This window comes from Metabacillus idriensis (assembly GCF_050483325.1).
Classification (GTDB): Bacteria; Bacillota; Bacilli; order Bacillales; family Bacillaceae; genus Bacillus_P; species Bacillus_P idriensis_A.
In genome coordinates, this window is the sequence record NZ_JBCMYF010000004.1 from 35,159 (window position 1) to 62,115 (window position 26,957).

General features: G+C 40.4%; 21 protein-coding genes. 7 read left to right on the plus strand and 14 right to left on the minus strand.

Translation table 11 applies throughout. From position 1 onward, the window contains the following. Nucleotides 1-43: 43 nt before the first annotated feature. The gene (locus ABEQ24_RS02555) at nt 44-433 is read right to left on the minus strand and encodes a YueI family protein (protein WP_430005324.1); all 390 of its coding nucleotides are present in this window, start codon (nt 431-433) and stop codon (nt 44-46) included. A gap of 504 nt (nt 434-937) precedes the next feature. On the opposite strand from ABEQ24_RS02555, the gene hpaB reads away from it, so the two are divergent. Continuing rightward, complete coding sequence (hpaB, locus tag ABEQ24_RS02560) at nt 938-2,398, plus strand: 4-hydroxyphenylacetate 3-monooxygenase, oxygenase component (RefSeq protein WP_430005325.1); 1,461 nt, start codon at nt 938-940, stop codon at nt 2,396-2,398. On the opposite strand, the gene ABEQ24_RS02565 is transcribed toward hpaB, so the two are convergent. From ABEQ24_RS02565 to ABEQ24_RS02590, 6 genes are all read right to left on the minus strand, one after another. Beyond that, nucleotides 2,389-4,443 (minus strand): molybdopterin oxidoreductase family protein, encoded by a 2,055-nt coding sequence (locus tag ABEQ24_RS02565; protein WP_430005326.1) that lies wholly within the window; start codon nt 4,441-4,443, stop codon nt 2,389-2,391. The genes hpaB and ABEQ24_RS02565 overlap by 10 nt on opposite strands. 200 nt (nt 4,444-4,643) lie before the next feature. After that, nucleotides 4,644-5,627: a LacI family DNA-binding transcriptional regulator gene (locus ABEQ24_RS02570; RefSeq protein ID WP_430005327.1), complete on the minus strand. Its 984-nt coding sequence runs from the start codon at nt 5,625-5,627 to the stop codon at nt 4,644-4,646. A 152-nt stretch (nt 5,628-5,779) separates the two neighbouring features. Further along, entirely contained in the window at nt 5,780-5,995 is a 216-nt protein-coding gene (locus tag ABEQ24_RS02575) for a spore germination protein (protein WP_430005328.1), read from the minus strand. A 230-nt stretch (nt 5,996-6,225) separates the two neighbouring features. Beyond that, complete coding sequence (locus tag ABEQ24_RS02580) at nt 6,226-7,374, minus strand: AI-2E family transporter (RefSeq protein ID WP_430005406.1); 1,149 nt, start codon at nt 7,372-7,374, stop codon at nt 6,226-6,228. A gap of 143 nt (nt 7,375-7,517) precedes the next feature. Beyond that, on the minus strand, nt 7,518-8,852 hold the full coding sequence (locus tag ABEQ24_RS02585) for a hemolysin family protein (RefSeq protein ID WP_430005329.1): 1,335 nt from the start codon (nt 8,850-8,852) through the stop codon (nt 7,518-7,520). A gap of 83 nt (nt 8,853-8,935) precedes the next feature. Continuing rightward, nucleotides 8,936-9,349 carry a MerR family transcriptional regulator gene (locus ABEQ24_RS02590; protein WP_430005330.1) on the minus strand — a complete coding sequence of 138 codons (414 nt, stop codon included), beginning with the start codon at nt 9,347-9,349 and terminating at the stop codon, nt 8,936-8,938. Between the two features lie 407 nt (nt 9,350-9,756). On the opposite strand from ABEQ24_RS02590, the gene ABEQ24_RS02595 reads away from it, so the two are divergent. Then, a complete protein-coding gene (locus ABEQ24_RS02595; protein WP_430005331.1) occupies nt 9,757-10,323 on the plus strand; it encodes a TVP38/TMEM64 family protein in 567 nt (188 codons plus the stop codon). Nucleotides 10,324-10,583: 260 nt separating this feature from the next. Here the strand turns inward: ABEQ24_RS02595 and ABEQ24_RS02600 are convergent, their stop codons facing one another. After that, the gene (locus ABEQ24_RS02600; RefSeq protein WP_430005332.1) at nt 10,584-11,117 is read right to left on the minus strand and encodes an HD domain-containing protein; all 534 of its coding nucleotides are present in this window, start codon (nt 11,115-11,117) and stop codon (nt 10,584-10,586) included. Nucleotides 11,118-11,354: 237 nt separating this feature from the next. Here ABEQ24_RS02600 and ABEQ24_RS02605 point away from each other — a divergent pair, with 237 nt between their 5' ends. Beyond that, nucleotides 11,355-11,816, plus strand: a complete 462-nt coding sequence (locus ABEQ24_RS02605) for a helix-turn-helix transcriptional regulator (RefSeq protein ID WP_430005333.1) — start codon at nt 11,355-11,357, stop codon at nt 11,814-11,816. 131 nt (nt 11,817-11,947) lie between these two features. On the opposite strand, the gene ABEQ24_RS02610 is transcribed toward ABEQ24_RS02605, so the two are convergent. Continuing rightward, a complete protein-coding gene (locus ABEQ24_RS02610) occupies nt 11,948-12,499 on the minus strand; it encodes a hypothetical protein (protein WP_430005334.1) in 552 nt (183 codons plus the stop codon). 159 nt (nt 12,500-12,658) lie between these two features. On the opposite strand from ABEQ24_RS02610, the gene ABEQ24_RS02615 reads away from it, so the two are divergent. Further along, complete coding sequence (locus ABEQ24_RS02615; RefSeq protein ID WP_430005335.1) at nt 12,659-13,147, plus strand: DinB family protein; 489 nt, start codon at nt 12,659-12,661, stop codon at nt 13,145-13,147. Between the two features lie 131 nt (nt 13,148-13,278). Here the strand turns inward: ABEQ24_RS02615 and ABEQ24_RS02620 are convergent, their stop codons facing one another. The 3 genes from ABEQ24_RS02620 to ABEQ24_RS02630 all read right to left on the minus strand — a co-directional run bounded on the left by ABEQ24_RS02620 (nt 13,279) and on the right by ABEQ24_RS02630 (nt 20,486). After that, nucleotides 13,279-14,034, minus strand: a complete 756-nt coding sequence (locus tag ABEQ24_RS02620; protein WP_430005336.1) for a (S)-benzoin forming benzil reductase — start codon at nt 14,032-14,034, stop codon at nt 13,279-13,281. Between the two features lie 163 nt (nt 14,035-14,197). Continuing rightward, nucleotides 14,198-18,718 (minus strand): cell wall-binding repeat-containing protein, encoded by a 4,521-nt coding sequence (locus ABEQ24_RS02625; protein ID WP_430005407.1) that lies wholly within the window; start codon nt 18,716-18,718, stop codon nt 14,198-14,200. 364 nt (nt 18,719-19,082) lie between these two features. Then, the gene (locus ABEQ24_RS02630; RefSeq protein WP_430005337.1) at nt 19,083-20,486 is read right to left on the minus strand and encodes an alanine/glycine:cation symporter family protein; all 1,404 of its coding nucleotides are present in this window, start codon (nt 20,484-20,486) and stop codon (nt 19,083-19,085) included. Nucleotides 20,487-20,763: 277 nt separating this feature from the next. Between ABEQ24_RS02630 and ABEQ24_RS02635 the strand changes: the two genes are divergently transcribed. Next, nucleotides 20,764-21,996, plus strand: coding sequence for a PucR family transcriptional regulator (locus ABEQ24_RS02635; RefSeq protein ID WP_430005338.1), 1,233 nt, complete (start codon nt 20,764-20,766; stop codon nt 21,994-21,996). Nucleotides 21,997-22,148: 152 nt separating this feature from the next. After that, nucleotides 22,149-23,279: an alanine dehydrogenase gene (gene ald, locus ABEQ24_RS02640; protein ID WP_430005339.1), complete on the plus strand. Its 1,131-nt coding sequence runs from the start codon at nt 22,149-22,151 to the stop codon at nt 23,277-23,279. 58 nt (nt 23,280-23,337) lie between these two features. Here the strand turns inward: ald and ABEQ24_RS02645 are convergent, their stop codons facing one another. Beyond that, nucleotides 23,338-24,069, minus strand: coding sequence for a DsbA family oxidoreductase (locus ABEQ24_RS02645; RefSeq protein ID WP_430005340.1), 732 nt, complete (start codon nt 24,067-24,069; stop codon nt 23,338-23,340). Between the two features lie 171 nt (nt 24,070-24,240). Here ABEQ24_RS02645 and ABEQ24_RS02650 point away from each other — a divergent pair, with 171 nt between their 5' ends. Beyond that, nucleotides 24,241-25,176: a DMT family transporter gene (locus ABEQ24_RS02650; RefSeq protein WP_430005341.1), complete on the plus strand. Its 936-nt coding sequence runs from the start codon at nt 24,241-24,243 to the stop codon at nt 25,174-25,176. On the opposite strand, the gene ABEQ24_RS02655 is transcribed toward ABEQ24_RS02650, so the two are convergent. Next, nucleotides 25,173-26,945, minus strand: a complete 1,773-nt coding sequence (locus ABEQ24_RS02655; RefSeq protein WP_430005342.1) for an ATP-binding protein — start codon at nt 26,943-26,945, stop codon at nt 25,173-25,175. The two genes, ABEQ24_RS02650 and ABEQ24_RS02655, sit on opposite strands and share 4 nt — an antisense overlap. Between the last annotated feature and the right edge of the window lie 12 nt (nt 26,946-26,957).

Sequence of the window (26,957 nt, forward strand, 5' to 3'; positions counted from 1 at the left end):
CTTTATTTTCTTATAAGATAAAAAAACACAGGCTTTCCTGTGTTCATTTAAAAGATTGATCAAATATTTTATCTTTTACGTAAATTTCTTCTTGATCGACCGCATATTCAGAAGCAACGATTAACCCGATCTTTGTTTTGTTATGATCACTTACGATGGTAAAAGGGATTTTTTCTTTGTTGGCAGCTTTGATATATTTTGACATGGCCCCATAATCTATTGTGCCGTTCAATAGAAGTACTTTGTCCTTTCCCGTTCTAAGCGCCTTAATTACTTCATCGTATATTTTGCTTTGTCTCACCTGCCCTGCAGTGAGAGCTACATATATTCTTTCTCTCAATGTGCCGAGGTAAACATTCCTCTCCTCCGGCTTCGTTTCAAACGCTCCATATATTCCATTCTTCATATAGAGATCAAGCTGTTCGTCTGCCATGATGTCATTCTCCTTGTTTAAAAGTCCATTACAGGATTAGTCTATCAGAGAAAAAAGCTGACATAAAATCATATGTTTAACTACCATTTAGTATAAGATAAAATGATTTTCATCCACCCGAAGAAGGATACCCACAATGGAATACTAAGAACGGTCGCCCAAATCATACCTTTAAAAAAGTTAGCATCTTGCATGAGCAGCTCTCCCTCCGAATCTTCCTTACTATTCATTTTACCCTTCCCGCTGTTTTATATAACTGAATAAAACAGAAACCGCTTACAATATTATTCTTTTCATTCTTATAATATCCTCCATAATATGTTCTTCATTTTTTCTTTCCAAAGTCTGGATGTCTTTTCTTGTCAGGTCTCACCCGTACTCCCGCAGCAGCATATAGTGTTTAAATCAGAGGCTGTTTTCGGAAACTTGCGGTGCTTGTTTACATGACTGAGCTTATGCTTGGTCAGAAAAGAGTCAGAACAAAAGATCGCTAGGAGGAAAAAAATGCCGGCCATTTCAGGGAGAGAATATCTGCAGCGCATGGAAGCATTAAAACCTAACGTTTGGTTAAAAGGCCAGGCCATTACAGAAAATCTCATTTCACACCCTGTTTATAAAGGAGCTATTCAGACAAAAGCTTCTCTTTATGATTTACAGGTTGATAAGGATGCGATTGATTTTATGACATTCCAATCTCCGTTTACGCAAAATCGTGCTGGAATGTCGTATCTAGAGCCAAAAACAATAGAAGATTTGCAGAAAAGAAGAAAGATGATTGAATACTGGGCGAACGCAACATGCGGGATGATGGGGCGAAGTCCTGACTATATGAATACGGCATTAATGGCTATATCAGCGGCATCCGCTATTGTCGGCGCTCAGGATGAAGAATTTTCAAAAAACCTCCGTAATATGTATGAAACTGCGCTCGATCAAGACTTATCTTTTACCCACAGCTTTATAAATCCGCAGGTCAATCGTTCGTCCGCTTTTCTTGAAACATCCGGGCAGCCAATCGGAGCGAAAGTGATTAAAAAAACAGCAGAAGGTCTTATCATAAAAGGAGCGAGATTGCTTGCAACAGAAGGCGGAATGACCGATGAAGTCCTGATTTTCCCTTCAGGGGGCAATTATTTGGGTGATGAATATGCATTTGCATTCAGCATTCCTGCTAATACGAAAGGACTGAAATTCATTTGCCGGGAGCCGTTTCATACTGGTGAATCTGCTTTTAACTATCCGCTGTCCTCGCGTTTTGATGAAATGGATACGCTTCTCGTCTTTGATCATGTACTGGTTCCCTGGAATCGCGTGTTTTTTTACCATAGGCAGGATATTGCCTATAAATTATTTAACCATAGCGGGTTTATTTCTCATGCCCTTCATCAGGTTGTCACACGCCAGACAGTGAAACTGCAATTTTTAATCGGACTTTCACAGCTGCTGATCAATACTTTGGATGTATCTGAATATGAACATATCAAACTTAAGCTTTCTGAAATGATTATTGGTCATGAGAGCATGAAGGCACTCCTGCTTAAATCAGAAGCAGAAGCCAAAATCGATGCTTTTGGAACCATGACTCCGAGCGTACATCCGTTATATGCGGCAGTTACTTTATTTTCAAAGCTTTACCCTCACTTTATTAGTCTTCTGCAGCAGATAGGAGCAGGCGGGTTAATGGTTCTGCCATCAGAGGAAGACTTCACATCCCCGATCGGCAAAGACGTTGAGCACTATCTTCAGGGCTCTTCTGTTGATGCAAAAACAAAAACAAAACTGTTTCGGTTAGTATGGGAGCTGACAATGAGCTCTTTCGGCACAAGACAAACTCACTATGAGAGATATTTTTTTGGAGACCCCATACGCCTTGCAAAAAATTTATACAGCGGATATGAACGAGAACAATACGTTGAGAGAGTCACAGACTTTTTAAACCAAACGAAAGAGAGGCCTCACGAATGAGGTCTCTCTTTCGTTTTAACGCCAACTCTTCCTGAAAAAAAGGTTGCGCCGCCGCCCATATCTGACAGGCGGTCTGGCGTAAGTGTGTTCACGAGCTGTTTTGTTCCGGGTGTATCCATCCATAAACCCTGGCTTACAACTACTCCAGGCAGTACGTTCTCTCCAGCAGAAACTGCAAGCTCACATTCCCCCCGCGCATTCCAAATGACAGCTATATCTCCATTTTTCAAACCAAGCCTTTCAGCATCCTTCTCATTCATATGCAGTTTAGGAGCTTTTTCAAGGGATTTATGTTTTTCATTATTTGAAAAAGTGGAGTTTAAAAAGTTATGGTTCGGACCAGGAACAAATAGAAAAGGCAGATCACTTTCTTTGACGAGCGGTGTAAAAGTCGGCAAAGGCGGATATCCTGCTTTCTCCATCGCTCTTGAGTAAAGCTCTATTTTCCCGCTTGGCGTTTTAAGAATTCCCGGAAACAGCGGCTTTACTTTTGCTTTTAAGAATTTCTTCTTCTTCATTTCCTGAAACGTGATTTTATTAAAATATGGATTTTGAGGATTATTCAGCGCCTGATCAATCATCTCTTCCTCTGTATCTTTAAATGCCCGGTCTGTAAATCCCATGCCTTCCGCTAATAGCCTGAACACTTCCACGTTTGATTTTGACTCTCCATATGCTTCAATCACCGGTTCCTGCAAGTGGAGATAATGATGCCAGTATGACGTATAAAAATCTGTATTCTCAAAGGCCGATGATGCCGGAAGAACGAGATCCGCATAGGCGGCTGTTTCTGTTAAAAACAAATCATGGACCACGAGAAATAAATCTTCCCGCTCTAATCCCTTTTTCACTTTGTTGGCTTCGGGTGCCACAACTGCCGGATTACTGCCATATACGAACATGGACTTGATGGCTGGATCAGCATTTAGCAGCTCTTCGCCAATTAAGTTCATATTAATGATTCTTGTCTGTTTATTCTGAAGGAGATCCGGCCGCTGCAGAGCGTCTGTATTGTATGCCAAATAACCAGAGTTGCCTTTTATGGCGCCTCCTCCTTTTTTCAGCCACTGACCAGTCAGAGCCGGAAGACAGGCGATGGTCCGGATGCACATGCCTCCATTATCATGGTGCTGCAGACCATTGCCGATTCGAATACAGGAAGGGGATGTCCCGCCGTACATTCTTGCCAGTTTTAAAATGTCCTCGGCTGGAACTCCTGTTATTTCTGCTACAGTACGGGGATCATATTGAACAACATGTTCTCTTAATTCTTCGTGTCCGACTGTCCACTCCTCAAGAAATTCGCTGTCCACCAGGTTTTCCTTGAACAAAATATGCATAATCCCAAGAGCGAGAGCGCCATCTGTTCCCGGAAGAACAGGAATAAACCAGTCTGCAAGTCTTCCCGTCTGATTTTTATGAACATCAATAACGATGATTTTGGCTCCGTTTTTACGGGCTTTCTGAGCAAGAGTGATTTGGTGCATATTTGTACTCACTGCATTAATGCCCCACATAATAAACAGCTTTGTATGCACCGTATCCTCAGGATCGATCCCGAAGCTTCCGCCCATTGTATACTTATACCCAGTTGATCCCGCTATTTGGCAAATGGTCTGATCAAGTCTGCTTGCGCCAAGTTTATGAAAAAAGCGGCGATCCATCCCTTCTGCATTCAGATTGCCCATATTGCCATAGAAGCTGTATGGAAGAATGCTCTCCGGGCCATCCGTTTCAATAAGTGTTTTCCATTTTGAAGCAATGATGGAAAGAGCTTCATTCCAGCTGATCCGTTCAAATTGCTTTGATCCTTTTTTCCCTATTCTTTTCAAAGGATATTGCAGCCGCTTTTCATCATAAATACGTTCAGCCATGTTCCTCACTTTATTGCAAATGCTGCCTTTTGTTACCGGATGCTCCGGATCTCCTTCCACTTTTATGATTTTGCCGTTCTTTTTATGGACTAGAAGTCCGCATTGATCGGGACAATCCAGCGAACAAACAGATGGAAACACTCCATCTCTCTTTTCAATAAATGTATCCATATGGTTTCTCCTTTACCGTGAGAATCGTTTTATTCATGATAGAATAGTTTTAACATTCCATCAAGAACTCTCAAAAGAAAAGCTCAAGCTCCTTGGCCAAATCCTCAGAAAGGCGCCGGAGCTTGCCGGAGATATCCTTAATTCAATTTTATAATTTGCCAAACAGTAAAAAAACTGAAGAAGGAAACCTTTCTTCAGCTTTAATTGAACGATTTAGTTGATGTTGATTCTCTCATTTTGAGAGTGGATGGAACGAGTACTTTCAGGGGTGTATCTCTATGTTCAATGACTTGTTCATGCAATAGTTTTAAAGCGATTTTTGCAATTTCAGCTGGTGATACATGTATGGTCGTCAGAGAAGGTGCAAAGTAATGAGCTTCAGGCACATCATAAAAACTGACAATCGAGACATCCTCTGGAATCTTCACATTTTCCTCGCGCAATGCCATGATGGCTGCAAGAGACATCACGCTGCTTTGAATAATATAGGCATCAGCAAGCTGGCTGTTTGAAGCAGCTTCCTTTAGAATCCTGTATCCTTCCGTCCCATATGGTTCTGTCATATAAATATGTTCTTCTGACAGAAGGTTCGCTTTTTCCAGCTGCTCTTTCATTGTATGCCCCCAATTCGAAGCACCTATGTAGCCAATCCGTTCATGCCCCATTTCCTTCAAGTGAGAGATCACAAGCTCCGTCATTTGAACAAGGTCTATACTTACCAGGTCTGCAGAGGAGTCCGTATCCCAATCTGTAACAAACACGATATTTCCTGAAACTTTTTTAAGCTTTTCCATATCGCCGTCCTGTAATCGGCCAATGACAATAATACCATCCAGCGCTTCCATTTTATTGGTTCTATCAATATTTTCATACCGGATGATTTCTTTAATATGAACGCCGCCAATGAGACATGCCTGCTCAATATGTTTCCTTAGTGCCATATAAAAAGGATTTTCCAGTTCCCCATCAGCAGCATCTAAAATCGCAAGTGCTATATGGACACTGTTATTATTTGCTGAAGAAGGTTGCTTCTCTGCCAATCTATAATTTAATGTTTCTGCAGCTTGAAAGATTCTCGCTTTTGTATCATCTGAAGCTGTTGATTCAGCATTTTCATGAAGCACTTCATATGCTGCTGCAGCAGACACCTTCGCAAGCTTTGCTATATCTTTAATGGTTGTCATCCCTACACCTCTTCATTCATTGAATTCTTATGTTTAATACCCTTTTCCCGCCAAAAAGAAAACCCTCTCTCAGAAAAAAGAAAGGGTCCGGATTTTTATCCTCCCAGATCGTTTCCCGGGTTTGGAAGGTACGTTTCTTCCGTTTGCTTACCCTAGCCATTGAAGATAGTCGGCTGATCAATTATGTCTGCATCATATAAATTTGTGCTGTTTTTATCGTTTTTAACGACCATGCAGTCGCCAGTATTGAGAACTCCCGCACCTACAGAGAATTTACTTGTGCTTTTTGGCGAGAGTGCAAAGACATCCCCGGCACTGACTGCACCGGTGCTTGAATGAATTAAAATAGGACCAACAAAAGCCGGCATAGAATCTCCTCCTTTATTTCTTAAGCTCTATTCGCAGACATTGCTGCTTTAGCCATGCAGTGAAAAATAAGATTTGGATTTTTCACATTCCTGCCCCGAACTAAAATATCTATAAGAGCAAGCAGATGAATAGACGGAAAGCGGCAATCAATACGAACTCAGCCATTTCTTATTAGCCTATGCCAAAAAGAGCTTTTGGGTTTCATTTTAATAAAAGAAAAAGCCGCCATTCAAACCGGCGGCTTCCTGTCTTTTTCAACTGTGTTTCGATTCTCTGTCTCCTGCTTATATCTGTTTCTTAATTTCACAAGTCTTATGACATGTAATAAAACAGCTTTTAATACCGCATAAGCCGGCACAGCTAAAATCATCCCTAAGATCCCGCCAAAACTGCCTGCACCAATCAGAAGGAGGATGATAGTAAGCGGATGTGTATTTAGTCTCTTTCCAATAATTAATGGAGAAAGAACGTTTCCGTCAATCTGCTGAACAACGGTTACCACACCTGCAGCAAGCAAAGCTTTAGTAGGGGAATCAAGGAGAGCAATAACAACTGCCGGTGCAGCACCGATAAAAGGTCCTAAATAAGGAATGATGTTTGCAATAGCTACAACTATTCCGAGAATCAGGGCATAATCAAGTCCAATCAGTGTATACCCTATAAAGCAGCCTGTCCCCACAAAGAGAGAAACAAGCAGCTGTCCCTGTATATACGCTGCAAGCGTCTGATAAAGATCTTCAAAAATTTTAATGCCTTCCCGTCTATACGCAGCAGGCAGAATATTGACTGCTGTGATTGGAAACTTGTGCCCGTCCTTCAGCATGTAAAATAAAATGAATGGGACCGTGATAATGGTAAGGGTAATATTCGTCACAACCCCCAGTACCTTTGTTACAGATGAAGTAATACTCTCGGGGAGCGATGTCGTCAGGCTGCCCAATGCTTTCTCCATTTTATCAATCGTTTCCTCAATCGAAACATATTCCTGTGTCATTATCCATGTAAACCAGCGTGATTCAGACAGATCCATGATGAACTGCCTGAATTCCGTTATGTATCTTGGGAAGTTTTTAAACAGGTCAGTGATCTGCTGAGAAACAACCGGGCCGGCTGTTGATAACAGCAGCATGATCAATCCGATAAAGATGAGGTACAAAATGAGGATTGCAAGCGTTCTTGGAACTTTATTTTTTTCTAACAGCTTAACGACCGGGCTGAAAATAAAAAACAGGATGCCAGCAATCAAGATCGGGAAAAACAGCGTAGATGCAAAAACAATCAGCGGCTGAAATAAAAACGAAACCTTCGTGCTAACGTAAAAAATTAACAGCAGCAGCAAAATTTCAATCGTCCAAAAATGAACCTTTGACTTATTCAGATTACATCCTCCTCCTGCTTCAATATTCCTGTTTCAAACGTACTATGTGAAAGATAAGGTGTCAAATTAAGATTTAGTGAAGGTAAGAAATCCATATCCAAAGAAAAAGCTATGCCCGTAAGCATAGCTTTCAACAATTCCTATTAGTTTTCTTCTGCAACCAGCTCTTCTTCAGTATGAGCAAGCTTAAAGATTTCGATTACACGGATCAGGTGGCCTTCCATTTCTTTTGCAAAAAACTCATAGCCATCTAAAATGATGCTCTCGCCTTGCTGGATGTCGATATTCTCTGTCAGCATCCATCCGCCGATTGTATCGACATCCGTATCATCAATGTCAAGTCCCAGCAGATTATTCACTTCATAGATAAGGACCTTGCCGTCAAGCAAATAATGGCCCTCGCCTTTTTTCTGAACCTCAGGAACCTCATCCTGGTCAAATTCATCGCGGATTTCTCCAACAATTTCCTCGATAATATCTTCAACAGTTACAAGTCCTGCTGTTCCGCCGTATTCATCTACAAGGATAGCCATATGAACACGCTCTTTTTGCATTTTGATTAATAAATCATGAATTGGAATCGATTCTATGACTTGAATAACAGGACGGATATACTTATCAATCGTGCTCTTTTTTCGCTCTTCTTCGGATAATGAAAAAATGTCAGTGAAGATCTCCTTGAGATTGATCATACCAAGGACGTGATCTTTGTCTCCGTTTACAACCGGATAACGAGTATATTTTTCCATACTCATTGTCTCAAGGTTGTCTTGAAACGATTTTTCTACTGAAGCAGCTACGATTTCAGTTCGAGGCACCATAATTTCTTTTGCTACTCGATCATCAAATTCAAATATTTTGTTCATATATTTTAATTCAGATTGGTTGATTTCTCCGCTCTCATAACTTTCTGAAAGAATAATGCGAAGCTCTTCCTCAGTATGAGCAAGCTCATGCTCAGACGCAGGCTTTAGCCCAAAAAGACCTGTTATGACGCGGGCAGAACCGTTTAATACCCAGATGAACGGGAACATAATACGGTAGAACCAAATCAATGGAGTTGCAAATAAAAGTGTCACAGCCTCTGCTTTTTGGATTGCTACCGTTTTAGGTGCAAGCTCTCCAATTACAACGTGAAGAAACGTAACAGATGCGAATGCAATACCGAAAGTTAACACATGGGAAAGCGATTCGTTAATTTCAAAATTATCGAATACCGGTCTGAGAAGACGTTCGACTGTCGGCTCCCCCAACCACCCAAGACCTAAGGCTGTTACCGTTATTCCAAGCTGACACGCTGATAAATATTCATCTAAATGAGTTGTTACTTTTTTTGCAGCAACTGCCCCTTTTTTACCTTCTGCAATCAATTGATCCAATCGTGAACTGCGAATTTTGACAATCGCAAATTCTGATGCAACGAAAAAAGCTGTTAAAGCAATTAAAATCGCCACGAATAACAAGTTAACTATGTCCAAAACACCCTTATCCCCTAATAGAGAATAAGGAGTCACCTCCTAAAATAGTAAGTTATCAATTTTTTAATCCGTAAACTATAAAATTAATGCAGCAGTACCATTAATGATTGCATAAGCGCCATGCTCTGCGGAGAGATCCGGCTTGCAATGATTTCCTGGTTTTCCCCATTCATTTTATCAAAAATTGGTTTCAGCTCTTTTATTTCGTATTCAAGCTGTTTCATATGATTAGCCAGTATTTCGGCCTGTTTGATTAGCTTATCTTCTTCATTGGTTTGACTTCTCTTAAGTTCCAGTCTTTCTTTAATATCCTGCAGACACATATTGAATAACTTGCATTCCTCAATAAAATGAATGTCGTTAAGCGCCTGATCAGAATAGAGGCGATAGTTGGACTTAGATGTCTTATCTACATGGAGCAGCCCAATTTGAGTATAGTAATCAATTGTTCTCTTAGATACGTTTGCCACTTTTGCTAGTTCGCCAATTCGATACAATGCCCCATCTTATCACCCCAATAAAAAAAGATTACTCCTATCATACCTTTTTTTTAACTGTACAGTCAAACGTTACGGTTAAGAAGTGGCTTTGATATAAAAATTTTTAAATTCCAAAAGTTTTACCGGCTAACTGCAATGGAAATTCATGTCTCTATAACGTTTATAACCTCAACTGTAATGGATGATTCCATGAAGAAAGGCTGCTGGAAATTTATCTGGATCATGCTCTGCACTTCCATTCCTTTGCTTCTTGCATGTCCATTTGTTTTTTTAAATGTCTCTGCACTGCGGATTGAACAATAACATGAAAGATTTATTAGTAAGTGAGCACTTCAAAGTTTAAACTATAACTAGGCGGAAAGTACTTGAAAAAATTTATCTAATGATCAGACAGCGGTGAAAGAATGGAAGAGCAATTAATCGAATGGCTGAAAATCAGCGGCCCGTGGGCATTTATTATAAGTCTCGCTGCAAATACACTCATTAGTTTATTGGCATTTGTGCCGAGTGTTTTTGTTACAGCTGCCAATCTATCTTTTTTTGGCTTTGCAAAAGGGCTTCTCCTCTCTTTTTCTGGTGAAATCATTGGAGTTATGGTCAGCTTTTATGTATACCGGAAAGGGTTCTCCTTTCTGAAAAAAAAGAAAGTGCCCAAAAATAAGATGCTTCAAAACCTTTCAAAAACAAAAGGCAGAGACGCATTTTTGCTTATTCTTGCTTTAAGAATTTTTCCTTTTGCTCCATCAGGTGCTGTAACACTTGCAGCAGCATTCAGCGAAGTGGGCACAGGTATTTTTTTCACTGCAAGCTTGATTGGAAAAATCCCTGCTATTCTTATTGAAGGATTTGCCGTGCATCAAGTCCTGAAAGCTGACTGGCACATTCAGCTGATCATGGGAATTGGAGCTATCCTCATTTTGCTCATTTTCTGGAAGCTTAAAAGAAGGAGAAATAAAAATCTGCAGGAGTAACTGTTCTCCTGCAATAAAGCATTCCCTGTATTCTCCCTTATGGGAAAACAGTTTATTATGCTAATAAAATCTAAGGCATCACCTTTGGGATAACGCAGAAAGGAGTCTATCCTATAATGGCTGATAGTAGAGGGAAAACTTTAGAATGGAGAAGTCTCCTGAAAGAACAAGTATTCAATCAGTCTTCGCAGATTCTGCAGGAAAAATACATGTCAATGAAACAAATCAAATCCACCATTTCCTTGGGTGGATTTTTTTATTCAGACAGATTTTTTTAAGGTGGGGTTTTGGAGCTGATTGATTTTTTCATCCAGCTTTTGAATTTTCTTTAAGGCAGTTTTTTCATTAATAGTGCGGTAATGATGGCCTCCGCCTGGTTCCTCATCCATTTCATCAGCTAAGCGGACTACTTTTTGAAGGGAACTTTGATTAAATGAGCCTTCGGGCAGATAAGAATCTGTATGCAGAAGAATGGCTAAAGCGATCTGTTTGGCAGATTGGGGATCCTCACCAAGTCGTATCAAAAGTTTGTGGGCACGTTCAGCACCTTTTATTGCATGAATATCATTCTCTTTGTACTTTTCATAATCCCATTCCCCGTCTGTATACCACTCATAATGCCCAATATCATGAAGCAGGGCTGCTTTGGTGGCAAGATCGGGATCGACACCGTGCTGGATGGCTAATCTATATGCATGGCAGGTTACTGCAATTGCATGCGCTACGCCAGAACGCTGCAGATATTTTTGAGCAATAGGATGGGAATAAACCTCTGTCAATGTTACATTTCGCATGAAATCTCCTCCCTGTAAATAGTGTGAAACATGTAAAACCTATCTAATTAAGCTGAACATTCTTAAAAATATTTCTGTATACATTAACATAATACGGCATTTGCCGCAACAATCCTGTTATATTGTATGACGTGATGAACAAATCTATCTAACATCTTCTATATTTTCAAGCGGAATACTTGAGTTGCTTTCCATTTCATGTAGAATTACACTATACCAAGGTAAAGGAGCTCTTTTATGAAAAAGCATGAACTAACTGCCGCTCTATCTAAAAAAATGCTTCTGATCCGGACTGAATCCCGTTACACACAAGAAGAAATGGCTGAAGTACTCGGGCTCTCCAAAAAAACGCTCGTACAGATTGAAAAAGGCCGGCAGGAAGCCTCTTGGTCAACAATCGTCGCATTGTGTGCTCTTTTTAGACACAGCAGTGTTCTTCAGCAGACTACTGGCGGTGACCCATTGGATATTTTGCAGCTCCTCGCTCATCAAAAAATGGAGACCCGCAAGGAGAAGACGCTTGGAGGAAAAATATGGTGGAAAGACATCCATCAGGATGAAGGCTTTAAACTTCAGCAAAACCTAATCAGCTTCCATTTCCGGATCATTGATGAAGACGATTATCGCTGGTACTCTTCATTTGACAGAGCAGAGATGGAAAAAAAGCTGAATGAGCTGACAGACAGCAATAGCACGTAACGATTTAAGAGTTTGTCTTTTATTATATATATGTCATTTTAAATGTGTTGCCATAGGGAAATACCTCTAAAATTAATTAGTGTTTGTTATATACGAAAAGGGACGCCATTTTGGCCGTCCCCATTCTCCGTTCATCCTTGCTCTTCAATCAGTGTTTTCATCTTCTGATTATGTTCTTTCATATGCTGTAGCCTTGTATGAAGCAGTTCTTTAACTTTGGCTTTATCCTCGCTTTCAATCGCTTGCTTCCACTGCTCTCTCATTTCTTGTCTTCCTTGTCTGCGCTCCATTTTATGTTCTCTGAAAGCTTTCATCTTCTCTTCCATTTGTTCCTTGGTCATTTCACCTTTTTTTACTTTTTCTTTAAGCTCAGCGATTTCCTGTTTTTTCTTATCTCTAAGGGCATGATGCTTCTCTCTTATACCCGTTTTATCCATCTGCTTGATCAGCGCTTCTCTTTCCTTAAACACATTCTCCCACTCTTGCTTTGTTTCAGGTGAGTACTTGCTTACTAATTCAAGAATTTTTTGCTCTCTTTCAGCTTTTCTTTCATGCCAATCCTTCTTTATATCTTCATGGGCTGCAGGATGACTGACCTGTCCATTTCCTGTATTAGCCATTGCCGTTGTCGGAATGACAAGTGCCAGTGCTGTGAAAGCAATAAGCCATTTCCTATTTTTCATTGATCCATCACTCCTTATTTATTTTCCTCCTTATCTTGTCCATTTGAAGGCATAACATAATGAAAGAATTATGTGAAATGATGTGAAAATGATTTTAAGAGATTTCTAAAGGGAAAAGGAAAAGAAATGTGGAATTTCTCCCTAAAGGAGATGATAAAAATGAATACAAATGAAATTTTTAAAGAACAGCTGATGGCCTGCTTTTTTGAAGATAATTGGTTTGCATCCCTTGAAACCGCACTAAAGGGTTTAACTGAAGAACAAGCATCATGGAAAACAGAGGAAGACACTCATTCAATTTGGGAGATTGTCAATCATCTGGTTTTCTATAACACGAGACACCTTAAACTTTTTAATAAAGTGCCAATGTCAACTAACTACATTATGAATGAAGATACCTTTGTCATTAAAGAAGGCGAGAATTGGCATGACAAAAAAGAGCAGCTTTTTCTGGTCATAAAAGGATGGATCGAAGAACTGGAAAAATGGACGGAAGAAGAACTTCTATCATCCATTCGGGAAGATACTAACTCGCCGTGGATTTCCGTTTTATTAAACATGACCATTCACAATGCAAGCCACATCGGTCAAATCATTCTTATCCGCAAACTCCAGGGAAGCTGGAAAAAGGAGCTAAGTGTGTCTTGATAGGAAAAGCAAGACACTCGAAAAACAAAGCTTTCTGATACTAAAGATTTTTTGTAATGCCTGAAAACTTAACAAGCAGCTAAGCACGACAATCAAAAACGGAACATCCTCCCAAGGATGTTCCGTTTTTGTTATTTGATAAGTTCTTTTATATCATAGACTCTTCCATTTTCAAGCGGACTGTTTAATAACTTAAACAGTTCACTTGCCACAAATTCAGCAGATCTAAGCTTCCCTGACTCATGATATTCCTGAAAACGTGCAACTTCTGCAAAATCCTCAGGCTGTGTATTCCGTATACTGCCCTGCATATCTGTATCCATAATTCCCGGTGAGAATGAGAGGACTGTAACAGGATGCTCTTCTTGTTTCTGTTCAAGTCCAAAAGCTTTAGTGAACATATCAAGACCTGCCTTTGAGCTGCAGTATGCATTCCATCCGAAAATAGGATTATTGGCAGCTCCCGATGAGATATTAACCACCACTTTTTCAGCTTTTATATTCTTCGTTTCAGCTGCAAAGGCATTTGATAATACCATTGGGGCGATCAAATTCAGCTGGACATGCGCTTCAAGCTCAGCTGCTTCTGCTTTTCCAACCGGCTTCATGGGATCAACCGTGCCTGCATTATTGATCAGTGTGATTTTTTTTGCAGCACTCAGATCAATTTTTTCGAATATTTCTGGTATGGCCGCTTCAATATGAGGAGCATTTGATAAATCGCAAGCAACAAATTGAAGAATAGCGCCATTCTCAACGGCAAGGCGTCTTAGTTCTTTATTCTCAGATCTGGAGAGATAAATAATTTGATGTCCGGGTTTCATCAGCTGTTTAACAATAGCTTCACCGAGTCCGCGGGATGCACCAGTAATAATTGTCGTATTCATTAAATCGCTCCTTCCTTCTTACCTTATATTTTATCAAAGTTCCGATTGCTCTAATAGAAATTAGATTCAGGACATATTTTCGCAAAGAGTTTTTTTGAGTAAACGAGAAAGGCAGATTCTAAAAAACTGCCGGGAATCTCCCGGCAGCTTAATCTCTTTTCTATTACTTTTTCAATTGATTTACTACTTCTTCACTTACCGCATTTTCGCCGCCCAAAACATTAAATTCATTAGCTTTGATAGCATCTAGTGCTGTTAATGTCTCAGAAGGAATCTTTGTAGGCTGAACCAGCAGCATTGAAGCCTTTTCTTTAGCTGCAAGTACGGAACCTGCCAATGCATCAGCAAAGTTTTCCCCTGTTGCAATATACACATGGTTAGACGGGTTAAGCTTTGTTGCAATTTCAGCAGCTGTGCCATAGCGTGTCAGGCCGTAGTAGCGCTCAGGTTTAGATAACTCTTTGAATACTTTCGTATTCACTGCAGCTTCGCCGCCAACTACGATTGTGCTGTCAATATGATTTAAAGCTTTCTTCGAAGTATTTGGAAGCTTATCTGTTTTTGTTAATAGAATCGGGTATCCATTTTGCGCTGCATATGGAGCAATGGAAAGAGCATCTGGGAAATTCATTCCATTAGCAATGACAGCTTTTTCAGGTGAACCGCCAAGGATAGCCGCAATGTTTGCTGCTGTTTCAAAACGGTCCGCTCCGCCAATACGCTGTACTTTTAAGTCCATGCCTTTCAGCTGGTATTTTACATAATCGCTTACTGCACCTTTTCCGCCAAGAATAACTACTTTCTCGGCGCCAAGACGCTTGATTTCTTCTTTTGCTGATTTATTTAATGAACCTTTTTCTGTAAGAAGAATTGGTGCATCAAGCTTGTAAGCAAGCGGTCCGCCGGCAAGTGCGTCAGGGAAAGAATCCCCGCGTGCAAGGACAACTGTTTTCGCTGTTTCCCATCCAGATTTAGAGATTTCAACAGCTGTTTCATAGCGTGTTTCACCTTTAATGCGTTCTACAGGCTTCTCTGTCACTTCTTTTCCTTCAATAATTCTGCCTTCAACCTCAGGTGAAACTGGATTATTCTTTGCAAGATATGATGTGAACACTTCATAATCTACAACGAATAACTCTGTCATGCGGCCTTCATCTTTAGCTTTTTTAAACATTGTATAGCCGTCTCCGCCATCTGCTGTAAATGCATTGGTAGCGACTCTATATGTTTTCTTGACATCAATTGCTTCAAATCCATTGTCTGTTTTCGCTTCAGCAAACCAGACACGATCACCAACAGGCTTGCTTACGTCATACTTAAATTTAAGGCCTGATACTTGCAGGAAGCGGCCTTCTCCTGTTTCAACTCCGCTTACACTATGCTCTAGAGCATCCAGGATTTCCTGACCTGTTAAGTCAAGTGTGACTAAGTTGTTTCCAAACGGCAATACCGTCAGAACTTCACCTAAAGTAATTTCACCTGCATTAATCGATTCACGAATTCCTCCGCCGTTTTGCAGGGCGATATGCGTTTTAACAGATTCGTTTGCTTTTGCAGCCATGCCATCTGCAATCAAGTTTCCTAAGTTTGTTTCTTTAGTGCGGACATCAGCCCGGAGCCCATTAAGGCTAACCGCTGAATTACCGACTACTTCATTTTTAATTTCTTCTAAAGGCGCTTTGTATTCGAGAACCTTCTCTTCAGCAGCTGCATCTTTTTCATAGTTGGCTACTGCTTCTAAATGACCGGCATGACCAGTAACTTTTCCTTCTTTGTCAAACGTTACATCCAGTAATCCAAGGAAGTTTAAGTATTCACCAGCTTGTACAATAACTGTCGGTTCATCTTTATCAATTAAAACCGGTGCATCTAGTTTTGTGTGAGAATGTCCGCCGACAATGACGTCAATCCCATTCACTTCTTCAGCAAGCTTTAAGTCCGGAGAGTAGCCCAAGTGAGAAAGGACGATGATTTTGTTGACCCCTTCTGCTTTAAGCATATCTATTGTTTCATTTGATTTTTGAACGACATCTTCAAAAACAACATTTTCACCCGGGCTAGCAAGGAATGTTGTATCTGGGGTTGTTAATCCGTAAATACCTACTTTTTCTCCGTCTATTTCTTTGATGATGGCAGGATAGATGTTTCCGCCATTACCCGGAGTTCCAATTTCATTTTTGAAAAGAGGGCTTAAGTCTGCATCCTTTGTTACATTCACGTTTGAAGATACCATTGGAAACTTCATTTCTTTAACAAAGTTAGCAAGAGTCTTGGAATCTTTATCAAATTCATGGTTTCCGAAAGTCATAGCATCATAGTTCAGCTGATTCATAAAATGCAGATCTGCCAAACCAAGATATTGGCGGAAATATAGTGTTCCTGAGAAAACGTCTCCTGCATCAACAAGTAAACTGTTTTCTTTTTGTGTGCGCAATTCGTTTACAGCTGTAATTAATCGAGGATACTGTTCTACATGAGCATGTGTATCATTCGTGTGCATAATTGAAAGATTGAACTCATCATTATCTTCAGAAGACAAGTCGAACTGGCCAACATAAGCATCGTGGTCACTTGCGCGGCCATGCTCTTCCATATAAGGTGAGTTAAAGTTAACAATATCAAATGCAGCACCTGCAGCTAAACGATTTGAAACAAGCATGTGATCAAGAACCTGTGCATTTCCTTGGTATGAGTAAGTATAGCGCTCAGAAGGAGGAAGAGTTTCTACCAGATTCGTAAGCTCAGAGCCTTTAAGAGTCTGAAGAGGTGCCGAGAATTCAAAGTCGTTAAGGTCACCTGTTATGACGACATTCGCATTTTCGTTTTTCGCATGAATATCAGCTACAAAGGAATTGACGATTTCTGCGATTTCAAGACGCTGGGCTTCACTTCCAAGTACAGGAGGCTGTTTTTTGCCGAATAACGGTTCGTCTCCGCCTTTAGAGTTAAAATGGTTATTGATGACAATAACATCTTCGCCCTTAAAACTGAATTGTGCAGCTAAAGGCTTACGGCTTTCATTGAAAGCAGGATTTGTTGGATCAATCCGGCCGGGATTCAGCGTTAATGAACCATTTTCGTAAGCAACTGCCGTTGTGGCATCCCCTTTTGTTCCTTCAGTTAAAGTGACTCTTTCAGGATTGTATAGGTATCCTACACGGATATTCCCTCCGGGTACACCGCCATCCACTTTATCTTCCGGTGCTATTTCTGTCCATGCATAAGCCGGTCCGCCAAATCCGGCAATCGCATCACTTAATGCTTTGTAGTTTGCATCTGCTTTTACAACACCATTATCTGTTGTACCGCTTTCATCTAATACTTCTACTAAACCAATAATGTCGGGAGATTTTAAGTTTTCAACAATAGATTTAGAAAGCTTATCGCGCTTTTCCGCATCAGAAGCTGCGAAGTTTTCAATGTTATAGCCTGCAACCGTTAATTTGTCTTCTGCTTTTTCGATTGTGGTTACTTCCGGCGTAAATTCACGCTCATTTAATTGAGGAAGATCAGCTTCTTTTACAAGAATTTTAAAGTTGCTGAAACCGTAGCTGACAACACCTGTAACCGTTCCATCAAACTGATCTCCTGCTTTAGCAACGTAGTTGCGGTTATCTAATAATAGGAACATTCTTTCAGGATTTTGATTATCCTTCGTTAGAAGAGGTGCTCCTTCTTTCGTGTATGCTTTTCCTTCTGTTTTTCCAGTAATGACTGTCACTTCACCATATTTTTGCGGTCCAGTCACTGTTGGACTTTCCAGAGAAACACGCATTCCTTCTAAACTTTCATAAAAATCGATTCCGTCTTCCTTAGGATCGAATGTTCCCAATTGGTCATTGTCGATTACTCCAGTCGGAGGTATGGCATCTTTGCCGATGACAACAGCAGCCGGCAAAGCTAGGCCGCTTGACTTAACAGCAACATTTCCATATTGAGCATTGATTTCTGTCATCGCAAGGTCTGTTTCAAGCTTTTCTGCATAGCCGTCAAGAACCCATTCTTTCACTTGTCCATCAGCTGAAACAAGATCTCCAGCTTTTACACCGTGTGACGGTTTATAAACAAGAACAGCTTCAGATGTGTTTGCATTATCATCAGGCGCCGCATCCTGCATGTAGAAGTTGCTCGCATCCGCTACATGAGTGACGACTCCTTCAACTCCTTTTACATTTTTAGTGTCATAAGGTGATTTATGTCCTTCGCCCTGGATATCATGAATGCGAAGGCCTTCAATACCTTCAAACGGCTTAGGCTCTTCAGGAGTTTCACCGTCAAACACCATGGCTGTTGGATTTTTAAGGCCAGGTTTTGAAAAGTAAGACTCAAGTGTCCCTGTAACCAGCACTTTTTTGCCGACAATATCAGGGTTTGTCATCAATCCGAATTTGCTGCGGAAAGATGATGGAAGCTGTACGGGAAGAATTTTTGAAACATCTTTCTCATCTGCACTGTCAGCGATAGCTAAGTTAGTGTCAGCAGAAAACGGTGCTTCAAAATCTACTCCGGCAGCACTTAATGTGTATCCAACAATATAACCTTCTACTGTACCTGATCCGGAATTATTATCGATCGCTTCTTGAACAGTCATATTTCCTTCTGCTTGTGCCGGTGCACCAAACGGGACCATAAGCGTTACAAGCAGAGCAAAAATAGTTGTCAGTGCAATCAGCTGTTTTTTCATGATTTTCAACCTTTTTCCTCCTCTAATTAAGTAAGATGATGAAAATAAGCGTATGTAACATAATTCTGCTTATTTTAGACTGCGGCAAAATGTAAGCGTTTACTTACCTGGACACGTCTAATAAAAAATTAAATGTCTGCCCCTGGTTTTATCTCCGTAAAACACCTCCGGTCGAATCATGTAATTTAGCACCCTTCTAATATATCACTTTTTTGTCAATTATTAAGGATTTTACAGATAATTTGCAAAAAAACCACAATTCATTTACATATTGTAAATAATTTTCACCTTTTCAGGAGAGAAAAGTGAACAATTTGAACCAAAAAAAGAAAAACGCGAACATTGAGTCCGCGTTTCTTTCTTCCTAACTAGCTTTCTTATATTCTGTTATTTTATAGTGATTTTCGAAATAATCGTTTGTTTCATTCACAATGACTTTCCACAATAAGATTAAAGCAATTAAGTTCGGGATCATCATGAGCGCGTTTGCCATGTCTGCAAAGGCCCAAACAACTGTCAGCTGTGCAACCGCACCGTATCCGCAAGCAAAGATGTAAATAAGACGGTAGCCGAGAATTCCCTTAGAGCCAACAAGATATTCAAAGCATTTTTCACCGTAAACGTACCAGCCGACAATCGTTGAAAATCCGAAGAAGATAACTGAGAACGCAACGATGTATTCGCCAAGGACGCCAAGTGTTGATGCAAATGCAGCAGATGTCAGTGCACCGCCGTCAAGTGCCGCATTATGCTGGACACCTGAGATAAGTCCGCCTGACGGATCCCAGAAGCCTGTGATAATCAGGACAAGTCCTGTCATTGTACAAACAACGAGCGTGACAATAAATGTTCCAGTCATCGCAACAAGCGCCTGCTTTACAGGATGATCTGATTTAGCATTTCCTGCTATCAGTGCAGCTGTACCAAGACCCGCTTCGTTTGAGAAAATCCCTCTGGAAACACCGCTTCTGATTGCTTCAACAACAGCCACTCCAACAAAACCGCCGGCAGCTGCTACAGGATTAAACGCATAATGGAAAATCGTTCCAAATGCAGGGATAATTAAATCGTAATTAATGACAAGAATCATCAGTGCTCCGCCAATATAAAGAAAGGCCATTATCGGAACAAAGAAGCTTGCCACAGTACTGATTCGCTGAATTCCGCCAAAAATGATCAAACTTGTTAAGAGTGCAAGCACAATCCCTGTAACAAGGCCGCCGATGCCAAAGCTGTCGCCCATTACTTGTGCTATCGTATTAGACTGAACACTGTTTCCAATTCCAAGTGCCGCAAAGGCTCCAAATAGAGCAAACGCAATCGCAAGAAACTTCCACTTTTTCCCTAAACCTTTTTCAACATAGTACATTGGACCGCCCGAATATTCACCGTTCTCATTTTTCACACGGTATTTCATTGCCAGAAGCGCTTCTGAATATTTCGTTGCCATTCCAAGCAATCCGACAATCCACATCCAGAAAATCGCTCCAGGACCGCCGAGTGTGATGGCAGTTGCAACCCCTGCAATATTTCCGTTGCCTATTGTCGCTGCAAGAGCCGTCATTAACGCTTTAAAATTACTTACGTCTCCTTCAGCTCCGTCATCTTCCTGATGTTTTTTCGAAAATCCTAATTGAAATGCATACAGCAATCTTCTAAACTGTAATCCTTTGAGAACAAACGTCAGAAACAGGCCTGTCCCAAATAATAAGATTAAACTCGGTGTACCCCATAATATCCCATTAATCTTCGCCAATATATCCATCATGTGTCATCACCCCTGAGATGTTATTTCTTTGTTAGCGCTTTCATGCCATATTAATATAATAAAATTTTTCATACAGGTCTGTAATTGTTAAAAACCATAAAACAGATTCACCCTTTTTGTTGATTTTTACAAACGCTAGTTACATAATAGCCATAAGGGTGTACGTTGTCAAAGTTAAAAAAGTACCAATTTTTTTATTGAATTGTACTTTTTGAAGTAATATACGAAGATAAGAAATCAAATAATATATTTTTTTAGAAGAAGCAGGTGAAATACGATGAACAAACCGGCTAATGAAGCCTTTAATTATCATGCCGACCGCCTTGAAGATGTCGCTGACCGCATCAGCGAGGTTCTTCAATGTCCAATCACGATTGAAGATATCAATCATCGCCTTCTCGCTTACAGTACACATGATGACTGTACGGATCCGGCGAGAATATCAACAATCATCGGCAGACGTGTGCCGGAGAAAGTCATTAACAGCCTATGGCGAGACGGGACGATTCCAATGCTTCTGCAAACAGATGAGCCTATCCGCGTAAAAAATATTGATGAGGTCGGTCTTGGCAACCGCATTGCCATATCCATCTGGAAAAACAATGAAGTTCTCGGTTTTATCTGGGCTTTGGAAATAAATAAAAAGCTGACAGATGATGAGCTTGAGCTATTAAAAAAAGCAGCGCAGGTTGTGAAAAATAAACTGCTTAATCTCCATAACCGCAAATCGAAAAAAGAAGAGCGAAACCAGGAATTTTTCTGGAAATTGCTCACCGGCCATATTCACGAGGAAAATGACATCATAAATGGGTTTCATACTATCGGCATTACTCCTCCCGCTCAGCATTCCGTTGTCTTATTCCGTTTCAGCGATGAAATTAAAGAACCGACTGAAAAACAAATTAATTATCTGCTTCAAACAACGCAGCAGGTTCAAATTATCCTCTCCACACAAGATCAGAATGAACTGATCATCCTGCTTGCTCCTAAAAGCGGCGAGCCGCTTTCGGATATTAAACAATTTGTTGACTGGACCATCCTTCAGCTAAAAGAGCGGTTCATGATTGATGATGTGAAAGCCGGAATAGGGAGCATATATAAAGATGCTGAACAAATTGAACTCAGCTATAAAGAAGCCATTGCCGTTCAGAATATTAAAAAGCGGTTTGTGAATGAAACAAAAGGTTTGATCAGCTTTTCAGAGCTTGGCATTTATCAATATCTGGATTTGCTGAACGAAAAACGGAAGCAGGAGGGCTTTGTAAACTATCCTCTCAGAAAATTGAAAGAATATGATGAGATGCATCATACAAACCTTGTTGAAACGCTGGAAGTTTATTTAGACAAAGACAGCAATGTCAACGATGCTGCCAAAGCGCTGAATGTTCATGTCAATACTTTGAGCTACAGAATCAAGCGCATATCGCAGATTGCTGAGCTTGATTTAAGAGATCCAAATCAAAAAATAACTGTTTATCTTAACCTAAAGCTCGATAAAATGAGTTTGTGAAATTTCACAAAAGATCAGAAATCCTTTCTCTTTTTTAAACAAACAAATGTGTGAGAAAACGCTTTATACTAATCTCATATTCAAGAAATCATCACACATTTCAAGATAAGCGGCACAGTTTAAGCTGGCTGCTAAAGGAGGAAGGGTTTCAAATGATTATCGGTGTACCTAGAGAGATTAAAAATAATGAGAATCGTGTTGCATTAACGCCTGGCGGGGTTACACAATTTGTGGCAACTGGACATAAAGTACTTATCGAAAAAGACGCAGGAATTGGAAGCGGTTTCACGAATGAAGATTATCTTGCTGCCGGTGCAGTAATCGCTGAAGATATTAAGGATGTATGGGCCGCTGAAATGGTCATGAAAGTTAAAGAACCATTAGCATCTGAATATGAATACTTCCGCGAAGGGCTTATTCTTTTCACTTACTTGCATTTAGCTGCTGAACCAGCTCTTGCAGAAGCACTTAAAAACAAAGGTGTTACAGCTATTGCATACGAAACAGTAACAACTGGACGCACACTTCCATTGCTCACTCCAATGAGTGAAGTTGCTGGCCGCATGGCTGCACAAATCGGCGCGCAATTCCTTGAAAAACCAAAGGGAGGCAAAGGCATTCTGCTTGCAGGCGTTCCTGGCGTAAGCCGCGGCAAGGTAACAATCATCGGCGGCGGTGTAGTTGGAACAAACGCTGCGAAAATGGCAATCGGCTTAGGCGCAGACGTTACAATCATTGATTTAAGCGCAGATCGTCTTCGTGAATTAGATGACATTTTCGGCAATCAAATTAAGACATTAATGTCTAACCCAATCAATATTGCAAATGCAGCTGCAGAAGCTGATCTATTGATCTGTGCTGTTCTGATACCGGGTGCAAAAGCTCCGACTCTAGTATCTGAAGCAATGGTTCAATCAATGAAACCAGGCTCAGTTATTGTTGACGTTGCGATTGACCAAGGCGGAATTGTTGAGACAGTTGACCACATTACGACTCACGATAATCCAACTTATGAAAAGCATGGCGTTGTTCACTATGCTGTTGCAAACATGCCTGGCGCTGTTCCAAGAACATCAACACTTGCCCTTACGAACGTAACAGTGCCATACGCACTTCAAATTGCAAATAAAGGCGTCAACAAGGCTATTGCTGAGAACCTTGCACTTAAAGCCGGCGTCAACGTTGCAAAAGGCGATATCACGTATGAAGCAGTAGCGCGCGATCTTGGTTATACGTTCGTTCCTGTTGATGTAGCTCTTGATAAAGAAATCGCTGTAAACTAAGTGGATCAATTATAGAAATAGCCTGGAGGCTGCCTCCAGGCTATTTTTTACATATTAACTACTCTTTGTTATTCGGTGCAGCACAGCTTCCGTCTGCACAAAAAGCGTCATCACCGAGGCCACCAGTGAGATCCTGCAATTTAGGCGCAGGATTTTCCTCTTCCCAAACCTTCTTTAGTGCACTTGTAAAAGTTTCTGCCCGCTGCGCCCCTGAAATCGCATATTTTTGATTAATGACTAAATAAGGGACCCCGCCTATGCCGTATTGCTGTGCAATTTCTTCATCATTTCGCACCTCAGAAGCGTATGCCGTTTTATCACCAAGGACTTCTAAAGCTTCTTTGCGCTCAAGCCCTGATGCCTCTGCCAAATCTGCAAGTGTATCTTGATCTCCCAAATTTTTATTATCGGTAAAGTAGGCGTAAAGTAAGTTTTCTGTTAAATCCCCTTCTTTACCCTGAGTTTTAGCGAACTTAGCAAGACGGTGAGCGTCGAACGTATTAGTTGGCTTCATTTCGTCAAAGCGGAATTTCAGACCCGCGCTTTTCGCCTGCTGGGCGATTCCGGCATTCGCTTCCTTCGCCTGTTCAATCGTCATGCCGTATTTGGATGCCAATGCCTCATCAATCGTTTTCCCGCTGTTCAAAGGAGCATTTTGGTCCAGTTCAAAGCTTTTATATTCAACTTCCACTTGATCTTTATGCAGAAAACCGGCAAGCGCTTCTTCTAGTCTGCGTTTTCCTATATAGCAAAATGGACAGACAAAGTCAGACCATACTTCAATTTTCATAAGAACACCTCATTCATTCATAGAATGCTTCTATAGTAGCATAACCTGTCAAAAAAAAAGCAAACACTGCTCATGTATCACCTTGTAATTAGAAAAAATGAACTTGAACTGATCAAAACCACTAAAAAAGTGGTAAGGTGAACATAAGAATTCAGAAACGGGGAATGAAAGATGAAGAAAGAACAGGTGCTTCCTTACCTCGGCGCTGTATTAAATGCCTCAATAGTCGGACTTACCTTCTTATTTACAAAGCTCGCCCTTGAAGATGCTTCACCGGCTGATACCCTTTCATACCGGTTTACACTTGGCTTTCTAGTTCTGATGCTTCTGCAGTTTTTTGTGCCTGTAAAAATGCCGTCATTTAGGAATAACGGAAAATCTCTTGTATTTTTGCTTCTGCTTGCTTTATTTTATCCAACGATGTTTTTCAGCTTCCAGGCTTTCGGACTCCTTCATACAACATCTGCAGAAGGCGGCATCCTGATGGCTTTTGCGCCGATCTTAACTGCAATGCTTGCTTCTGTCTTTTTAAAAGAGAGAACAAGTTTGATTCAAGTTCTGTTTATATCCATGTCCATATTCGGTGTCGTTTTTATTTTCTTGATGAAAGGGTCAAGCATCGAATTTAACAGCATGCTTGGTTTTCTTTTCTTATTTATTGCCTGTTTGTCGATCGCAGGCTACACCGTGCTTGCAAGATTTCTGTCGGTTTCTTATTCACCCCTGCAGCTCAGCTTTATAATGGTAACTTTCGGGTTTATCTTTTTTAATCTATATGCCGTTATTCAGCATTTGGCTGCAGGTGATTTTGTTCAGTATGTTTCCCTGTGGACAAATGTGCCGTTTTTATTATTCACGTTCTATTTAGGAGTTTTTGCAACTCTATTGACTTCATTTCTGTCAAACTACATTCTTTCGAAAATTCCAGCTTCTCAGATGAGTGTGTTTGCTAATTTATCAACCGTTATTTCAATTGCTGCAGGAGCCGTTATTTTAAACGAAAACATTTATTTCTATCACTGGATAGGCGCTTTTTTCATTATAGCCGGGGTTATCGGAACAAATGCATTTAAACAAAAACAAGTTAAAACAGAAGATGCAAACTAGATGGATTCTGCGGGAAGGATGAGATGAACAGTCGTTCCCCGTCCTTCCTCGCTTTCAAATAGAATCTCTCCTGAGTGCTCTTCCCGGATAATTTTATAGCAAACCGTTAATCCAAGACCCGTCCCCTTATCCTTCGTCGTATAAAAAGGTTCTCCCAGTTTCTCCATTCGTTCTTGACTTAACCCGATTCCCTCATCAGAAATTGAGATGCGGATGCCGCCATCCTCTACATGCTCAATTGAGGTATGAACGGTTCCTCCCTCAGGCATGGATTCTATTGCATTTTTTATCAAATTAATAAAAACCTGTTTTAAGTGATTTTTATTCCCTTTGACTTTAAATACTCCGTTCGCTTCTGGTGTAAGCCTAAGACTGATGTTATTTTGAAGAGCGCTGCTTTTCATCAGCGTCATGACGTCCTCAATGACTGTCTTCAAGTCCACAGATAAGCTTGTTTGCACCTGCGGTTTTGCAATCAGGAGCAGTTCGCCCACTACCTCGTTGATTCTGTCAATTTCCTCTGACATGACTCTTAAATGTTCTCTGTTCTGCTTCAAATGCTCATCTTCCTGCAGTATTTGCACAAATCCCTTGATGGATGTCAGCGGATTTCGGATCTCATGCGCAATACTCGCAGCTAATTCTCCAATGACATTCATTTTTTCTGTTATTAATATAACTTCTGCATCCCGTTTCTTTTGTGTCACATCATTTCCGATGCAAAGAATGTACGTTTCCCCTTCTAATCTTACAGGGATCTTTGTCACTTCAATCCACCTTGTATTCCCGGCTGAATCAATTGCAAGCTCCGGCTCCGCCCACTTTTCTGTTTTCCAGGCAAGAATCCGAAGCTCTTCATCACGGATTTTCTTGATTTGATCCGGCTGATCATTAAAGTCAGAATCAATCTTTCCTATTAATTCATGTACTTCTTTGCCGTATAAAGCGGACATCGCCTTATTGGCCAGCACAAACTTTAGCTCATGGTTCTTCACATAAATATAACTTGGATTTAAATCCATCACTTTATGAAGAAAATCCTTCTGATCTCTTAAATCTCTGTTCATCAATTGAATTCTTTTTGAATGCATATTGAAATAGGCCATAAAGATAATCAAAGTCGAGAGAACCGACCCAAAGCTGGATAAAAAAAGAGGAATTACTTGATAGCCAGCGAGTACACCATTAAAAAAGACGAATAAAATCGATGTGCAGAAAAAAAGACTGAAAGAACGCAAGTCTTTATTTACTAGATTCTTAGACAAAATGATAAGCAGCATGATGTTAATAAATATAAAAAAAACATTTATGTAGTACGTCCAGTTTAAAGGTCCAAAAACCGGATAGTAATGATTCGGGAAAAAGCTGTCTTCTACCACAGTTAATCCTGATATTCCATAAGAAGCTAAATTAATGAAAAAAACAGCAAGGCTCCAAATGAAGATGATGATGAATGTTTTGATGTTAACAATCCGGAGCCACTTCTTTTTCCCAGCTCCGTTTTCCTGATTAATCATTAAGTACATAAAGTAAAATAAAATCGGCATGATCATAATTGATCCGAAGCGGCATATTTTAAACAGCATTTCTGCCGTTTCCTCAGAAAATAAATCCATTCCATATAAGAGAGCAACATCTATCTGCCAAATAAAAAGCATGATTAAGAAATAAACGATTGCTCTTGAAAGAATCGTTTTCTCATTCATATATATAATCATCCCAAGCAGCAGCGGGATAAGAGAAACCAGGCCAAGCACGGTAAAATACATGATAAGTCACTC

Bases quoted from the DNA above. Each gene is read 5' to 3' on its own strand.
- ABEQ24_RS02555 (WP_430005324.1), bottom strand. From the start codon at position 433: ATGGCAGACGAACAGCTTGATCTCTATATGAAGAATGGAATATATGGA.
- hpaB (WP_430005325.1), top strand. From the start codon at position 938: ATGCCGGCCATTTCAGGGAGAGAATATCTGCAGCGCATGGAAGCATTA.
- ABEQ24_RS02565 (WP_430005326.1), bottom strand. From the start codon at position 4,443: ATGGATACATTTATTGAAAAGAGAGATGGAGTGTTTCCATCTGTTTGT.
- ABEQ24_RS02570 (WP_430005327.1), bottom strand. From the start codon at position 5,627: ATGACAACCATTAAAGATATAGCAAAGCTTGCGAAGGTGTCTGCTGCA.
- ABEQ24_RS02575 (WP_430005328.1), bottom strand. From the start codon at position 5,995: ATGCCGGCTTTTGTTGGTCCTATTTTAATTCATTCAAGCACCGGTGCA.
- ABEQ24_RS02595 (WP_430005331.1), top strand. From the start codon at position 9,757: ATGGAAGAGCAATTAATCGAATGGCTGAAAATCAGCGGCCCGTGGGCA.
- ABEQ24_RS02600 (WP_430005332.1), bottom strand. From the start codon at position 11,117: ATGCGAAATGTAACATTGACAGAGGTTTATTCCCATCCTATTGCTCAA.
- ABEQ24_RS02605 (WP_430005333.1), top strand. From the start codon at position 11,355: ATGAAAAAGCATGAACTAACTGCCGCTCTATCTAAAAAAATGCTTCTG.
- ABEQ24_RS02610 (WP_430005334.1), bottom strand. From the start codon at position 12,499: ATGAAAAATAGGAAATGGCTTATTGCTTTCACAGCACTGGCACTTGTC.
- ABEQ24_RS02615 (WP_430005335.1), top strand. From the start codon at position 12,659: ATGAATACAAATGAAATTTTTAAAGAACAGCTGATGGCCTGCTTTTTT.
- ABEQ24_RS02620 (WP_430005336.1), bottom strand. From the start codon at position 14,034: ATGAATACGACAATTATTACTGGTGCATCCCGCGGACTCGGTGAAGCT.
- ABEQ24_RS02625 (WP_430005407.1), bottom strand. From the start codon at position 18,718: ATGAAAAAACAGCTGATTGCACTGACAACTATTTTTGCTCTGCTTGTA.
- ABEQ24_RS02630 (WP_430005337.1), bottom strand. From the start codon at position 20,486: ATGATGGATATATTGGCGAAGATTAATGGGATATTATGGGGTACACCG.
- ABEQ24_RS02635 (WP_430005338.1), top strand. From the start codon at position 20,764: ATGAACAAACCGGCTAATGAAGCCTTTAATTATCATGCCGACCGCCTT.
- ald (WP_430005339.1), top strand. From the start codon at position 22,149: ATGATTATCGGTGTACCTAGAGAGATTAAAAATAATGAGAATCGTGTT.
- ABEQ24_RS02645 (WP_430005340.1), bottom strand. From the start codon at position 24,069: ATGAAAATTGAAGTATGGTCTGACTTTGTCTGTCCATTTTGCTATATA.
- ABEQ24_RS02650 (WP_430005341.1), top strand. From the start codon at position 24,241: ATGAAGAAAGAACAGGTGCTTCCTTACCTCGGCGCTGTATTAAATGCC.
- ABEQ24_RS02655 (WP_430005342.1), bottom strand. From the start codon at position 26,945: ATGTATTTTACCGTGCTTGGCCTGGTTTCTCTTATCCCGCTGCTGCTT.